Origin of the sequence: Marinifilum flexuosum, from assembly GCF_003610555.1 — a bacterium.
In the GTDB taxonomy this organism is placed as follows: domain Bacteria; phylum Bacteroidota; class Bacteroidia; order Bacteroidales; family Marinifilaceae; genus Marinifilum; species Marinifilum flexuosum.
Genome location: NZ_RAPQ01000008.1, coordinates 55,370 through 70,403, shown reverse-complemented (window position 1 = coordinate 70,403; position 15,034 = coordinate 55,370). Strand labels below are relative to the sequence as shown.

The 15,034-nt window shown below is 34.9% G+C and carries 14 protein-coding genes; 1 reads left to right on the top strand and 13 read right to left on the bottom strand.

The genetic code is table 11. From position 1 onward, the window contains the following. Positions 1-379: 379 nt before the first annotated feature. The 10 genes from BXY64_RS00365 to BXY64_RS00320 form a co-directional block, all read right to left on the bottom strand. Positions 380-748 carry a YccF domain-containing protein gene (locus tag BXY64_RS00365; protein WP_110362342.1) on the bottom strand — a complete coding sequence of 123 codons (369 nt, stop codon included), beginning with the start codon at positions 746-748 and terminating at the stop codon, positions 380-382. A 12-nt stretch (positions 749-760) separates the two neighbouring features. Then, positions 761-1,747 carry a DUF3187 family protein gene (locus BXY64_RS00360; RefSeq protein WP_120238021.1) on the bottom strand — a complete coding sequence of 329 codons (987 nt, stop codon included), beginning with the start codon at positions 1,745-1,747 and terminating at the stop codon, positions 761-763. Between the two features lie 47 nt (positions 1,748-1,794). Then, a complete protein-coding gene (locus tag BXY64_RS00355) occupies positions 1,795-2,745 on the bottom strand; it encodes an ROK family protein (RefSeq protein WP_120238020.1) in 951 nt (316 codons plus the stop codon). 30 nt (positions 2,746-2,775) lie between these two features. Then, positions 2,776-4,074: an HlyD family secretion protein gene (locus BXY64_RS00350; protein WP_120238019.1), complete on the bottom strand. Its 1,299-nt coding sequence runs from the start codon at positions 4,072-4,074 to the stop codon at positions 2,776-2,778. Between the two features lie 28 nt (positions 4,075-4,102). Further along, positions 4,103-4,516, bottom strand: coding sequence for a GxxExxY protein (locus tag BXY64_RS00345; protein ID WP_120239709.1), 414 nt, complete (start codon positions 4,514-4,516; stop codon positions 4,103-4,105). Between the two features lie 57 nt (positions 4,517-4,573). Then, the gene (locus BXY64_RS00340; protein ID WP_120238018.1) at positions 4,574-6,781 is read right to left on the bottom strand and encodes a peptidase domain-containing ABC transporter; all 2,208 of its coding nucleotides are present in this window, start codon (positions 6,779-6,781) and stop codon (positions 4,574-4,576) included. 87 nt (positions 6,782-6,868) lie between these two features. Further along, positions 6,869-7,549 carry a hypothetical protein gene (locus tag BXY64_RS00335; RefSeq protein ID WP_120238017.1) on the bottom strand — a complete coding sequence of 227 codons (681 nt, stop codon included), beginning with the start codon at positions 7,547-7,549 and terminating at the stop codon, positions 6,869-6,871. A 16-nt stretch (positions 7,550-7,565) separates the two neighbouring features. After that, positions 7,566-8,927 (bottom strand): TlpA family protein disulfide reductase, encoded by a 1,362-nt coding sequence (locus tag BXY64_RS00330; protein ID WP_120238016.1) that lies wholly within the window; start codon positions 8,925-8,927, stop codon positions 7,566-7,568. A gap of 278 nt (positions 8,928-9,205) precedes the next feature. Beyond that, positions 9,206-9,955: a hypothetical protein gene (locus BXY64_RS00325; RefSeq protein ID WP_120238015.1), complete on the bottom strand. Its 750-nt coding sequence runs from the start codon at positions 9,953-9,955 to the stop codon at positions 9,206-9,208. 503 nt (positions 9,956-10,458) lie between these two features. Beyond that, entirely contained in the window at positions 10,459-11,163 is a 705-nt protein-coding gene (locus tag BXY64_RS00320) for a Crp/Fnr family transcriptional regulator (RefSeq protein WP_120238014.1), read from the bottom strand. A gap of 288 nt (positions 11,164-11,451) precedes the next feature. On the opposite strand from BXY64_RS00320, the gene BXY64_RS00315 reads away from it, so the two are divergent. Beyond that, entirely contained in the window at positions 11,452-11,871 is a 420-nt protein-coding gene (locus tag BXY64_RS00315) for an OsmC family protein (protein WP_120238013.1), read from the top strand. A gap of 91 nt (positions 11,872-11,962) precedes the next feature. Here the strand turns inward: BXY64_RS00315 and pheS are convergent, their stop codons facing one another. From pheS to BXY64_RS00300, 3 genes are all read right to left on the bottom strand, one after another. Then, positions 11,963-12,985: a phenylalanine--tRNA ligase subunit alpha gene (gene pheS, locus BXY64_RS00310; protein WP_120238012.1), complete on the bottom strand. Its 1,023-nt coding sequence runs from the start codon at positions 12,983-12,985 to the stop codon at positions 11,963-11,965. A 307-nt stretch (positions 12,986-13,292) separates the two neighbouring features. Continuing rightward, entirely contained in the window at positions 13,293-14,117 is an 825-nt protein-coding gene (locus tag BXY64_RS00305) for a peptidylprolyl isomerase (protein WP_120238011.1), read from the bottom strand. Positions 14,118-14,220: 103 nt separating this feature from the next. Further along, positions 14,221-15,033 (bottom strand): peptidylprolyl isomerase, encoded by an 813-nt coding sequence (locus BXY64_RS00300; RefSeq protein ID WP_120238010.1) that lies wholly within the window; start codon positions 15,031-15,033, stop codon positions 14,221-14,223. Between the last annotated feature and the right edge of the window lies 1 nt (position 15,034).

Genomic DNA, 15,034 nt, shown 5'->3' with positions numbered 1-15,034 from the left:
TGTGCAATATTTTGATTAAAAATGCAAAGATATTAGAAAATACGATTTATAGCATTATTGTAAACCAACTGAAAATGAATCAGAAAAGATTTAAAGAATGTTCCACGTGGAGCAATTTCATTTTTTTATCGAAAAAAAGACTTTTCAGTATTTAAATTTAAAATAAATAAGGTTCATACAAACGTTTTCGGTGTAAGTATTTGATATTTTTGACATTATAAAGACCGAATCATTTTCATATCCAAAAAATTTTTCTCACATTTGCTCTCCATACGCGTTAAGGAACGTTTATGTTAGTGTTTGTTGTTTAAGTATTTTGTGATTATCCCGCGCCTCTCCGGCCGGGATATTTCTTTTTATAAAACTTTGTGTTTTTAAACTATCGAATACTTTTTCCAAAGGGTGTAAGAGCAAAACCAGCTAACTTTACATGCTGAGCAGCGAAAGGAATTCCAATAATGGTTATTGCAAAAATCAAAGCAAATACCAAATGCGTTAATGCGATCCACAAGCCTCCAATAAAAATCCAAATCACATTCAAAATAATGCTCAGGCATCCTCCAGCATGATCGTTGTACTCAACTTTCTGTCCAAAAGGTGCCAAGCCCAAAATGGATAATTGCATAATTTTAATTCCAAAAGGAATTCCGACAATGGTGAAGCACATTAAAAGGCCGGCAATTAAATATTCAAAGAAGATAAAAAGGCCTCCAAAAATGATCCAAATAATATTTCCAATAATACTCATAATTGTAATGGGTTAAAGTTTATATGAAACACCAAATTGCAATACAAAATCCGGTGCAGTATTTACGATTAAATCCTCTGAAAAAGAGAATGATAATTTTAAATTGTCCGAAATAAAATAATCAGTTCCTAATACGAATTGAATGGATTCTCTACCCAACTGTTTGGTAGCTGATTTTTTATAAAATCCAGTATGGAAATCAAACTGCACCTTTGGAACCCAACTTTTGCTTAAATCAAAAGCACTTCCAACACTTCCAAAAACAATATTTCTGGTGAGAATATCAGACAAAAGAGCTCCAGAACCAATATGCATATATCCTGCTGAATAAAACCAAGTAAATGATTTTTTTTCAAACCTAGGTAAAATTCTACCTGATAAATGAACACCTAAATCATTGGTACCACTTCCTATTAGCTGCTTTTTATCACCTGTTGAAAACTTATAAAAAGTTCCAACAGATACTAAATGCGAATTATTATTTATTAAAGGCACATCCAACTTCAAAGCAATATCACCAAATTTCAATTTGCTCTCATTCATTAAAATATGAGTCTCCTCATTCTCGCGATACAAATAGGTAAGGTTAAAATTAGTCATTATTTCTCTTGATTTACCAGGTAAACCAAACGTATCATGCCATCCACTTATTATCGGGTCCATCACTCCAGTAGAATGTCTTACTAGAGGTATACTCAATTCTATTTGTAAATTGTCCAATACTCCGTATCTCAGAACTAAATCATTACGGTACATCTCACCATCAAGATATATGGCTTCCGTGAGCAGTTGGGAAGACGTTGCATTGTTTGCAACATTGAGATAATTGCCAAACGCAAAATCATTTTTAGACAATACCTTCCCTCCATGATGATTCGGTAATCCAAAAAAATGAATTAATGGACTTTGATTATGGGTAGGAAACGGATCTACATTTTTTTGAGCATAAGATTTGCTCGTTAATAAAATAAGAATAATGCTAATGAATCGCAGGCTCATCTATAATTGTCAGGCTTTAATAGAATGAAAATCAAATCTACAAATAATTAAATTAGATTCCATATCATAGCTGCAGATCCTAAAATCCCAGAATTTCCGTTAACTGAAGTTATTTTCAGAATGGTTTTTCCTTTATAAACGGAAAGTAAGTTTTCTTCCATATGATGTTGAGTAGGCTTTAATAACAATTCTCCAGCTTTTGATAATCCACCAGCTAAAAAAATTGCCTCAGGATTATTAATTGCCACAACATTGGCCAATGCAATTCCAAGTATTTTTCCGGTATATTCGAATGATTCCAACGCAATCTCATCACCTCTATAAGCTGCTTCAGCAAGTTTTTTTGCGCTCATGCGATTAAAAGGTATTCCTCTTAACTCACTTTTAAAAGAATATTTGGCTAGTAACTTACTTACAGTTCTTTTGATACCCGTAGCCGAAACATATGTCTCCAAACAGCCATATCTTCCACATCCGCACTGTCTGCCTTCAGGACGAGCTATAATGTGTCCTAATTCACCTGCAAAACCTGAATGACCATATACAATTTCGCTATTAACAACAATTCCGCTACCTAAACCTGTACCAAGGGTTAAAACCATAAAGTTTTTCATACCCGCAGCACCACCATATAGCATCTCTGCCATTGCTGATGCATTTGCATCATTGGTAACTTTAACTGGCAAACCGAAATTCTCGCGAAGTAAATTACCTAGTGGCAAAATCCCTTCCCACGAAAGGTTTGATGCATTTTCGATAGTTTGTTTCTTATAGTCAGCATTAGGCGCACCTACACCAATTCCAATTACTTTAAAATTTGTTTGATTTGGTATTTCCAGAGACTTAATTCTTCTTGAAAGAGTAGAAACAAAGTCGGAAAATGTATCGAAATCCCTGGTATACATCCTATTATGAGCCAGACAATTGCCTAACTTGTCTACCAAGCCAAAAACAGTATGTGTACCACCAATATCAATTCCAACTGCAAGTTCTTTCATATCACCAATTCTAATTTACGGGACAGGAACTTACAAACGCTCTTTTAACAATGCTCGTATTGGATTAAAAATTCGTTGTAGTAATCGAAGATTTTCTGTGATAATCTCCGCTTTACCCTCACTATCCTGAGCAAACTGTAATTCCGTTCCGATATTCGTAACCAAACCATTTGACAAGTTAACATCGAGAGTATATTTTTGATTTTCTGGCACCTTTGAAATAGATTGTATCGTCCCTTCTAGCATCCCATATTCAAGATAAGGATAATTATCGAGTTTTATATTCACTCTTTGCCCAACTTTTACTTTACCTGCATCTCGCATGCCTAATTCAACTCTTGCAACTATTTTTGTTGAATCATTAGGAAGTACCGTAAATACCCTATCTCCAGTTTTGACATTCTGATTCGAACTGTAAAACTTATTAAAAGTTACCTTACCATCTATAGGTGTTTTAATGAGGTATTTTTGCTCCCAGATATCAATTTGTGCTTTTAACTGATCGAAGGATTGAATCATGAAGTTTTGAAGATCCTTTCTTTCTCTCTCCTTCTTTAATTCAAGGTCGATAATCTGTTGCTCTACGTCCGAAATTTTAATTTGGGTTGAAGCCAATGCAGATCTTGCTCCATGAAAAGAATACGAACTCTCAAGATACTTTTTCTTTGAATTCTGGAAGTTTTGTTGTGCAATTACTCCTCTTTCAAATAATGAAGAATCCCTCTCATACTGTTTCTTGGATATTGCCAATTCACTCTCCAATATTTTCTTTTGCTGATATTGGCGATCGTAAAACATATTGTATTTACTTATCTGATTCTTGTAAGAGTCAATTTTTCGGTCGTAATACTCTAACTCAAAAAACCGTTGATAATCAACACAAGACTTTAAAAAGGTATTGTAATAAGTTTGTACCTCACCTAGTCTGAATGTACCCTCTACAATTTCAGCATTCACATTTTCCGCTCCTGTTAAATGTCCTTGAAAGGTCTTCATCTTTTGTTTTAATTCAAAGATATCCTCATTGAAAGCAGGATTTTCAATAATTGCCAGCAGGCTACCCTCTTTAACTTCCTCATTATCCTTTACATACAATTCCTGTATTTTTCCACTTGATCGCGCCACCAATTCAGCAGGAGGATTTAGTGTAGTTAATACCAATCTTGAATCAATAATATCCGGATATCGGAAAAAATAACTACCAATAACAATGGCAATAATCACTACAAAAAACAAAGTTGTTCCGCTTCTAATAATCCAGTTTGGAACTCTTCCAAGTATCTCTTTTACTTCGTCTGATCGTAATTCTATATTCGGGTCTTTCTCCATGTTTTTGATTCTTTTTAGACGCAGATTTTTATGATTTTATATGATCATTAAGATTTACTTTTCTGTCATTCGCAAAAACCTTTCGTTTTATTTGAGGTTTGTGCCCAAAATTTAAAAGTAATCCTACCTCTATATTAGTTGCTCTTAAATAGTTTACCAACTGAACTTCATGCTCAAGACGGATCGATTCTACGGCTTTTAGCTCAATAATTACACATTTATTTACAATAATATCAGCATAAAAATCACCGATTATTTGCCCCTCATAATAAACTTTGATATTTTTTTGTTTCTCGAAGTTCAAAAGCCTTTTATCTAACTCTATCAAAAGGGCATTTTCATATACTTTCTCTTGAAATCCAATTCCAAGTTGATTATAAACTTTATAAAATGCTTCAATAATCTTATCTGTAAGCTCAGTATATTTATAATTCTCAATCATGTGCAATTCCATATCATAAAAATCATAATCATCTTATAAAATCAGCGTCTAAAAAAATCAATTACCAAGTTCTAACTGATTTTTAACCAACTGATAATACTTACCCTCCAAGCTAGTAAGTTCTTCGTGCGTACCTTGTTCTACGATTTCACCTTTCTCCAGTACAATGATTTTATCTGCATTTCTCACCGTACTCAATCTATGCGCGACAACAACAACGGTTCTGCCTTTATTAAATTCATCAAGATTATCCATAATGGCCAACTCATTGTTTGCATCCAATGCATTGGTTGCTTCATCGAAGAACAAAAATTCAGGGTTTTTATAAACCGCTCTTGCAATCAATATTCTTTGCTTTTGTCCCTGGCTTAATCCATGCCCATTGGCTCCAATATTGGTATTATAACGCAAAGGTAAATTTTCAATAAATTGGTCGATACAAGCCACCTGAACCGCATACAACAATCTCTTTTTATCGATATGCTCAACGCCTACCGCGATGTTCTTGGCAATGGTATCCGAGAAAATAAATCCATCTTGCATTACTACACCACAGTTTTGGCGCCACATCGCAGAGCTATAATTTTCCAACGTGGTTCCTCCAAGCGAAATTCTTCCTTTAGTAGTTGGATAAAATCCCAACATCAGTTTAATTAAGGTAGTTTTTCCACTACCCGATGCTCCAACAATTGCCGTAGTTTTTCCCTCTTCTACTTTTAGGTTTACATCATTCAAAACCATTTCTGAATGCGGACCTTCATACTGAAAACAAACATTTTCAATATCAATGATTTTCTCATCAGGTATCTCGGTAAGCGTTTGTTCATCTACACTCTCCTCCTCTTTCATTTGGTGAATTTCACCCAAACGCTCTAAAGAGATTTTTGCATCCTGCCATGAATGAATAACCTCAACCAAATTATCTATTGGAGAATTCAGCTGACCTATTATGTATTGAACCGCCAACATCATACCCAGTGTCATTCCTCCATCTAATACAGCTTTTGCAGCCAAGAAGGTAATAACGATATTTTTGGTTTCGTTAAAGAATATCGATCCTGTAACCTGATACTGATTTAAAGCCAAACCTTTGGTTCGAACCTGGAACAATTCAGCCTGAATTTGTTCCCACTCCCAACGTTTTTGCTTTTCACAATTGTTCAGCTTAATCTCTTGCATACCAGTAATTAACTGTACCAATGAATTCTGATTGTTGGACATTTGAGCAAATCGTTTTCCATCTAATTCTCTTCGTTTCCTCAAAAACAAGTTTATCCAAAGGATATACAGTCCTGACCCTAAAACAAAAACCAGGAAAATTTGCATATCATAAACTGCCAATACAACACCAAAAATCAAGAGGTTCACCATAGAGAACAACACGTTTAATGTTGATGATGTAAGGAAGTTCTCAATTCGGGTATGATCTTGAATTCTTTGCAACAAATCCCCAATCATTTTAATATCGAAAAAGCCTATAGGCAACTTCATCAACTTGATTAGGAAATCGGATATCAAAGAAATATTTATTCGAGTTGAAATGTGCAGTAAAATCCAGGAACGAATAAACTCCACCGACATTCTGGATATGAACAATACCAACTGAGCTATCAACACCAGGTAAATAAAACTCAGGTTTTGGGTATTGATCCCAATATCGACAATGGATTGGGTAAGAAATGGAAAAATCAGCTGTAGTAAAGAGCCAAATAGCATCCCCAATACCAGCTGAATCATGAATTTGCGATAAGGTTTTAGGTATTTTAGCAGAAAACCTATGCTTTTCTTCTGAGAAACTTCCTCGCCATTCTTGCTGTAAAAATCAGGTGTTGGTTCCAGCAACAAGCACAAACCTTTCAGCTCTCCTTGGCTTTGCGTACTTGCCCATTGTTTAATGAACTCCTCTTTGGTAAATTTTAGCAAGCCCGAACCAGGATCAGCAACATGCACAATGGTTTTGTTGCGCTTCTCCTCAACCTTATGCACCACCACAAAGTGGTTTTGTCCCCAGTGACAAACTGCAGGTAGTGGAGCTTCCTTCGCCAACTGATCGAAAGAAATACGAACGCCCATACTACGCATTCCAATACTTTCAGCTGCATCGGCAATACCCAACATCGAAACGCCTTCGCGGGTAATGTGCGATTTATCGCGTAATGATTGTAAAGTGTAATTTTTGCCATAGTGCTTGGCAATCATGCGCAAACAGGTTGGGCCACAATCCATGGCATCCAACTGTCGAAAGTGTGGAAATCGTTTTTTCAAGCTAAGTAGGAGTTAGATTTAGTATCAAGCCTAAAAATAAGGAAAATTGTTGGAAACCACTAAACAAAAAAATGTATGAATACCTTGCTATAAACTAAACAATCCAAATCTCTCCTTGCATTGATCCCAGTCAAAAGAATCCAATAAGTTCATTTTAGTAATTGATTTGTTGGTGTTGATAAATTCCATTCTTATAAATCCCAACTCATCATTAAAAATTCCTATCCACTTTGAATTTATAAATTGATTATTTATCTCTCCCATAACTTTGTAACAGTTAATAGTTCGATACAAAATATCAGAATAATCCTCAAACTTTGCTTCTACAGTATAGTGCGGTTTTACTTTAACTCCTGCCGGTATATTCAATTCTTTACTAGACCAAACATAGCCAAAATCCGTTGTCCACTGTTTACCTACTTCTAAAGGAAGTCTTACCTCTGGAAAAGGAGTAAATTCATGTACAAAATAGATATCATGCCTTGGCGGATGCAGCCAAACGGTGTCTCCATTATCAATAACTCCTGTACTACTATTAGGTGAGGATATATCCTTCTCTTCATCAACCCAACCAACTGAAAATTGCTTTTGAGGATCGAAAACCCAAGCTTTACCATTACATACCAAATACATGATTTGCTTCTTCTTTATTCCTTCAGTCGAAGAATTTTCAATCTGGTATTTATAGATGATTTTTTTGCTATAAACTTGGCTATGCAAACTGTAATTGCCTAACAAACACAATAAGATCAATACTAAATGCTTCATTAGATTGCAGCACAATTTATTGGTTAACCATCTGATTATCACCAGCACTTATCTTCATTAAATCAGAAATAAACTTAGGCTCGTGTGGTCGGTAAAATTCTTCATCAACCAAGTTCATATGTTTATCGATGATTAAATAACGAGGTATGGATTTTACACGAATGTATTTGATAAAGTCTTTATTGTTTAGATCTTTTTTGTTGATTAGATAACTTAATTTTTGACCGTTTTCTCTTACAAATCTTTTCCATTTTTCAATGTTTTGAACCTTATCCAAACTCAAGTTGATAACCTTAACATTATTCGGAATTGGCAGTGTTTCAATTTTTTTTATTCCAGACTTGCAAGGTCCACACCAGGTAGCCCAAAAATCAATTAAATAAAAATCAGCCGGATTATTTTTTACAATGTCTTCCAACATCAGGCTGTTCTGGTTTACATCCAATAAACTTACTTTTTTGATCTTGTTCTTAAATTCAGTAACATCAATAGGTGTAATTTCCGGCTCAAATTTTTCCCTGTGATTTTGATAGTAGGCAGTTTGTTTGTACCAATTTAATCCTTTAACATTCTGACTATCTCCTTTATTCTCAGTATCGCGCAAATAATGATACATAGCCTTGGTAAACAAGTCAATAAAAACCGGTGAATATCTGCTTTCTAATTCCTGGTAATTGATATTATCAATATGGTACTTGATGTAGGTTTTAAAAATATCTGCAGTTATTTTACAGGCAATAGGTTCATCTTTCATATTCACTATAAAATCAATTACAATAGGACTATAAGAATCTATCTTTTGTAGTTTGTCGATATAATGTATATGATTTACCTGCAGTTTGATATGCTCATCCTTAAACTTGTTCTTATTCGAAGTGTAGATACTATCAATTTGCCTAATTAGAGATTGTTTACTCGAATAGGACCCAAGATTCAACTGTTTTTTTATCGGCAAATAACTTTCATAGATATCATCCAAAACAACCATTCCCGATTCCTTCGGCCAGTTCAAACTTCCACCATTAAATGTAAACTCCAATTTATTGGCTTTATCATCTACCAAAAAATAATGATTCTCAAATTGAAAAGGTTTTAACTGCATCCACGAATATTCAAATATTTGAGTTTTATACTTTAAAGGATAGTGAATTTTGCAAACGCTTGGAAGAATAGAGTCACTCTCCACAGGAATATGATGGTCGAAATAAAAATCACCAACAAAATTAAAATTGCATACATCATCAGTATTCATGGTAACTGACAATTGTAAGGTATCTGGAGTTGATTTAGTTTCAATTGTAGGGTTTGTTTTTTTTGTGTTGCACGATAGCAGCGTAAAACAGCATAACACACAAATGGGTAGTAGTAATTTTTTCATTGTTTTGGGTTTTAATTAGCAGAGCCGTAGCATGCTACGGCTCTACAAGGATATTGTATATTTTTGGCTGTTCATCGCAAATATTAGGTCGTCCTGCGCGATATTTAAGCGCCCATAGCCCAAATCAGATGCTCCATAGCCTAAATGATGGTTTCCTGCGGGAGTTTTATTCGTCCATAGCCTACTTTTTGCAAATCATAGCCTAATTCATGCTCTCCATAGCCTAAATTACCCATCCATAGCCTACTGGGACCGCTCTTCGCGAGGGTTTCAGAAGCTTATGCCTCCAATTCTTCCTCCTTTTCCTTTCTGCTATTTTCACGTAGCTCACGGAAATATTCGCTACCATACAAATCAATTCTCTTCTCGTTTCTCCAGAATACAAATCGACCTGCTGCCCTAACTGCATCCACAGCTTGTTTTAGGTAGGTATAAGCTCTATCTCTCATCTCTTTTGCATCGGCATCACTAGCAGTTCTGGCACCATGAACTTTTGCAAGCAGATCACCACATTCATTCGACATGGTTTCAGCCTGATCGAATAAAGTAAGATCGATAGAATTGGCCGTTAAAGGTTCCGGATTTTCTTTGCCAAGGTTGGCCAGATTGGCCAAATCCATCACCAAATCATCATGACCACTGCCATCCGCAATACGATCGATTCGATCTTTTAAATCCTTATCATTTCTGTATACATATCGACAATAGTGCAATAACGTATCTCTTAAATCGTAAGCTTTAGGAGCCTTCTCTCTCCACAAATCTTCAGCATCCGATTTTGCTTTAAATACTTTTTCCCACATTATTTGTGCATGCTTACATGCATAGGCACGTGGTGCAAGATCATCAATAAGTGTAGCATCAAGATCGGTAGTAATCAATTGATCTTTGTCCTGCAGGGCATTCTCTTGCAATTTTAGAGCTTCACTTATGGCTGTTTGAATAGGAAGATTAGGTGATTTTATTGCATCCTTGTGAATTGCAACATACATTTCCAATAGGGAATCGTAACACTCTTTGTTTGTCATTTTTAAAGGGGTTTTTGGGTTAATAAAATGGTTAGCTTTATTATAATATTCTTTTAAAAACGAGAATTAAGTTAATTTATTTTACAAGCCACACCAAAAATCAAGTGTTAAATTTTGTTAATCTTAATTTGAAATATTGTTATCAATAATCGAAACACCTAACTTTTACGGGCTATCCAGAAGAATTTATTTTTATGAAAACTTACTTATTATTATCAGCAACCATCCTTTGTCTTATTTTGGCACTGTTTGTATCATTCCGAATACCCGAAACCGATGGTTATATAGCATTCGCAATATGCGCGATAGTTTTTATTGTATTATTTTGCGAAACGGTAAAGCACCTGTGGGAAAAGTACTAAGCACTTTTAAGATGAAATAACATATTAACTGGATTCTACAATTGTCCATTCGACTGTTTAACTCTTGCACTTTTCGAAACTTTCAGAAACAAAAAACCCGCTCAAATTATTGAACGGGCTCCTCATATTTTATAATATTTTCTAAATCAAACCGCCGGTTTTTCGCAGCGATTCGCTATTTAATATCTTTATTTTTCTACCGTTTAGTTCTATCAGTTTATCCGATTTAAACTCCGACAACAATCGAATTACCGATTCGGTAGCTGTTCCAACCATATTGGCCAACTCCTCGCGCGTAAGCGATATTTTTAAGGTACCTTCTTCATTTAATCCAAAGGTATCTTCTAATTGTGCCAAAACCTCTGCTAAACGCTCTCGAACCGTTTTCTGGGCGATATCGGTAATATAACTATTTGCCTCCCCCAACTCGGCACAGGTAACTTTCATTAACTGCAAGGCAAAATTTGAGTTCTCTTGTATCAGTTTGGTAAGAACATTTGATGGGATAAAACACACAACGGCATCTTCGATAACCTTTGCGGAAGTGCAAAAACGTTCGTGACTTAATACCGATCTAAATCCAATTAAATCGCCTTCTTTTGCAAATCGTATGATTTGTTCTTTTCCTTCAATTCCGGTCTTAAATACTTTTAAAATACCCGAAAAAAGAAAAAAGCAACCTTTGGCAAAATCTCCTTCTTTATAGATTACACTTCCACGTTTAAAGAATTGTACATCTTCATCCCAAAATAAAAGATTTTGATCGTCAACACCCAGATCAGGAAACTTAACACTGAACTTCTCAGCCAACTGATTGCAGTTTGGAAGATTAATATTTTGCTTCATTTCAACGCTTACTGAATAAACTTGTTATAAAATAGCTTTATCATACATCTTAAAAACATAACCAAATAGTAGTTTTTACTGATGTTTTAATCATTTCGTAATTCTAATTTCACCAATGTTAGAATCAGGTTTAAATATAGTAATTTAAGTTTTACTTCTCCAATAGTCAATTCGAGACTTATATGAATTAAATTCTTACTAATTTTAGTAGGAGAAAATATCAAATACACTGAGTTAAATAAGTGCAGGTTTATTACTTGAAACTTATTGCTTGTAATTTTAAAAACAATGAAACACAAAGTAGAAATGAGTTGGCAAGGTAGACTTGCCTATAAAGCCGATATGGATGGACACGAACTTATAACAGATGCCAGCAAACAAGTAGGTGGCGATGGCTCAGGTGTTAGTCCTAAAAAATTAATGTTAACAGCACTAGCGGGTTGTACAGGTATCGATATCGCCATGATTCTTAAAAAAATGCGTGTTGAAGTTCGCGATATAAAAGTTTCGGTTGAAGGCGAATTGACCGAAGAACAACCAAGTTATTACAAAAACATGCATATCGTTTATGAATTCTTCGGCAAGGATATTCCTCATGCTAAAGTTGAGCGAGCTGTAAAACTATCAGAAGAAGAATATTGTGGTGTTAGCGCTTTGTACAAAAAAGTAATTCCTGTTACATCGGAGATTATTTACCACGAGGAATAAAACATGTACAGACGCACGGCCGTGCGTCTCTTCATAAAAAAATGCCTTCCATAATGGAAGGCATTTATATTTTAAATCTATTGTGATTTTCTTAGAATCCTGCTGCAGTAAATTGCTCAAGGAAACGGATATCGTTCTCGAAGAACAAGCGAAGATCTTTAATACCATATTTCAACATGGTAATACGCTCGATTCCCATTCCCAATGCAAAACCTGAATACTTCTTGCTATCGATACCATTTAATTCCAATACATTAGGATCAACCATACCGCAACCTAAAATTTCAAGCCAACCAGTTCCTTTACATACATTACATCCTTTTCCGCCACAAAGCGAACAAGTAACATCTACCTCTGCTGATGGCTCAGTAAATGGAAAATATGATGGACGCAATCTAATTTCAGTTTTCTCACCGAAGAACTCTTTTGCAAAATAAGTAAGTGTTTGCTTCAAATCAGCAAAAGAAACTTTCTCATCTACATATAAAGCCTCAATTTGGTGGAAAATACAGTGTGCACGAGCCGAAATTGCTTCGTTACGAAATACTCTACCTGGAGTTAAACAACGAATTGGCAATTCCATTTCTTGCAAATCATGAACCTGTACCGATGATGTATGAGTTCTTAAAATTACATCCGGACTTTTCTCGATAAAGAAAGTGTCCTGCATATCGCGTGCTGGATGCTCTTCCGGGAAGTTCAATGCCGAGAAGTTGTGCCAGTCATCTTCAATTTCAGGACCTTCAGAAATGGTAAATCCTAAACGAGCGAAGATTTCTGTAATCTCATTTCTTACCAACGAAAGTGGGTGTCGAGAACCTAACTTTACAGGATCACCAGACAAAGTCAAATCTAAACCAGACTTGCCAAATTCAGCACCGGTAAAACTTTCCTTTAAAGCATTTACTTTATCCATAGCTACTGTTTTAAGCTCGTTTAGAGCTTGTCCAACAGCTTTTTTATCCTCGTTTGGAACAGTTTTAAAATCGGCAAACAACGAAGCAATGCTACCTTTTTTACTAAGGTGTTTAATTCTGAACTGTTCTACCTCTTCCAGTGTTGTAGCTGAAAATCCATTCAACTCATCAAGCAGGTTTTTTATTTTGTCAAGCATGATATAACTTCTTTATTTATTGCAACAGTCGGCAAAGTTACAAAAACTTTTTTCTCATTGGCTAAAAGCAAATGGCTAAATACCAAAAGCATTTAATAACCTGAGTTCAATTTAAAATATTGTCACAGTTTACACTGGTTTTGAGTAGAAATTTTCTCAAATTTTCGAAGGAATATCGGGATATTTCAAGATAATTTGAGGAAATTTATGCCAAAAGCAGGCAAATTCTTTGAAAAAATCATCTTCATCCAATCTTTACTTTAATAAATATGCTTTTCTGTGTCTGATATTTTAAATCGAACTCAGGTTAATACTTTAAGATTTTTACTTTCATCTTTACATCGGTATAAGGTCGATCGTTGGAATCTGTTTGAAGCTTTACAATTTTATCCAAAACCTCTATTCCACTAATTACCTCACCAAAAACTGTATAATTATTGTCTAAATGTGGTACTCCACCAACTGTGGTATATGCTTTTCTTTGTTCAGGTGTGAACTCCAATTTTTCAGCTGATGCATCGTAATCAAACTCAATTGATTCTTTTATTTTTTTTGCAATTGCACGAAACTCTGTTACCTTTTTGGCCTTTTTTAAGGAATCCAAAATCTCTCTTTTTTTCGGAGTCAAATATCTCTTCACAATTCTTTTCCTTAGAGGAACATTAACCTCCTTTTCCATGACATCCAATTCTTCATTGGTAAATACCCTTCCATGTGCAATATAGAACTGCGATACATCCGATTCTTTAAAAATATTCACCTTATCTGGCTGTCGTGGCGAAGCAAGCGCTCCTTTTTTATGAAAAAACTGTTCAATGAATTCAGATTGTATGGTTCTATTTGCATCTCCGTATCCAATGGCTTTACCTGCTGGTGCATTTCTTGAATCCTGAGATCCTCCTTGAGCAACAAATCCCTTTATTACTCGATAAAAAAGAGTGCCATCGAAATGATCATTCTCCACCAATTGTAAGAAATTTTGTCTGTGCTTGGGTGTTTCCTTGTAAAGCATGACCTTCATATTACCCAAATTGGTCTCAATTAGAATTATTGAATTGGTTCCTTGGGCAAAAGTATTCTTCGCAGAAAATTGAAATAAAAATAAAATCAGAAGTATGGTTAATTTTCTCATTGTTATTCTTTTTAAAAAACTGAACTAAGATAGATATCATTAAAATTCATCACAAAAAAAGCTCCGAAAATAATTTCGGAGCTCTCATATTCATTCTATTCTTTTATTGAACGATTTTTATTTTCATAGATACGTCCTTTAATGGGCGATCAAATTGATCCTTTTTCACTTTAGCAATACTATCAATAAACTCGATTCCTTCAATTACTTCACCAAAAACAGTATAATTACCATCCAAGTGAGGAATTCCGCCTACTGTTGTATAAGCATCAATCTGAGCCTGCGTAAACTTAATTTGCTGAGTCACAAAAATAGAGTCAACTTCAACTTGAATCTTATCAATCAATTCTGAAACCTTATCCATGTCACCTTCCGATTGATATTTCATAATCTCAGTAGCCTTATCTTTTTGAGCCTTTTCAAAGATTTGATTTTTAACTCTATCATTCAATTTCATTAACAAGGTATCCAATCCTCCTTGAGTATATACTCTACCTTGTGCCAAATAAAATTGAGATCCAGATGATTTCTTCTGTGGATTAACTGCATCACCCTCTCTAGCTGCTGCAATTACTCCTCTCTTGTGAAATAAAGCAGGATTGAACTCAGCATCTATTTGATATCCCGGACCGCCTTCTCCTAATCTAACACCAGGTTTGGCTGCTTTTGAATCAGGATCTCCCCCTTGTATCATGAATCCATCAATTACTCTATGAAACAATGTACCATCGAAATAATCTGCATGGGCAAGTTTTACGAAATTATCACGATGCAGTGGTGTTTCGTCATATAGCTTAATTTTGATATCACCATACTCAGTTTCAATTTCTACAATTCTGTTACTCTTTCCTAATTCTAATTTTTGTTGGCAAGATACCATTGAAAGTATTAAGGCCAGGTAAAGTAGTTTCTTCATT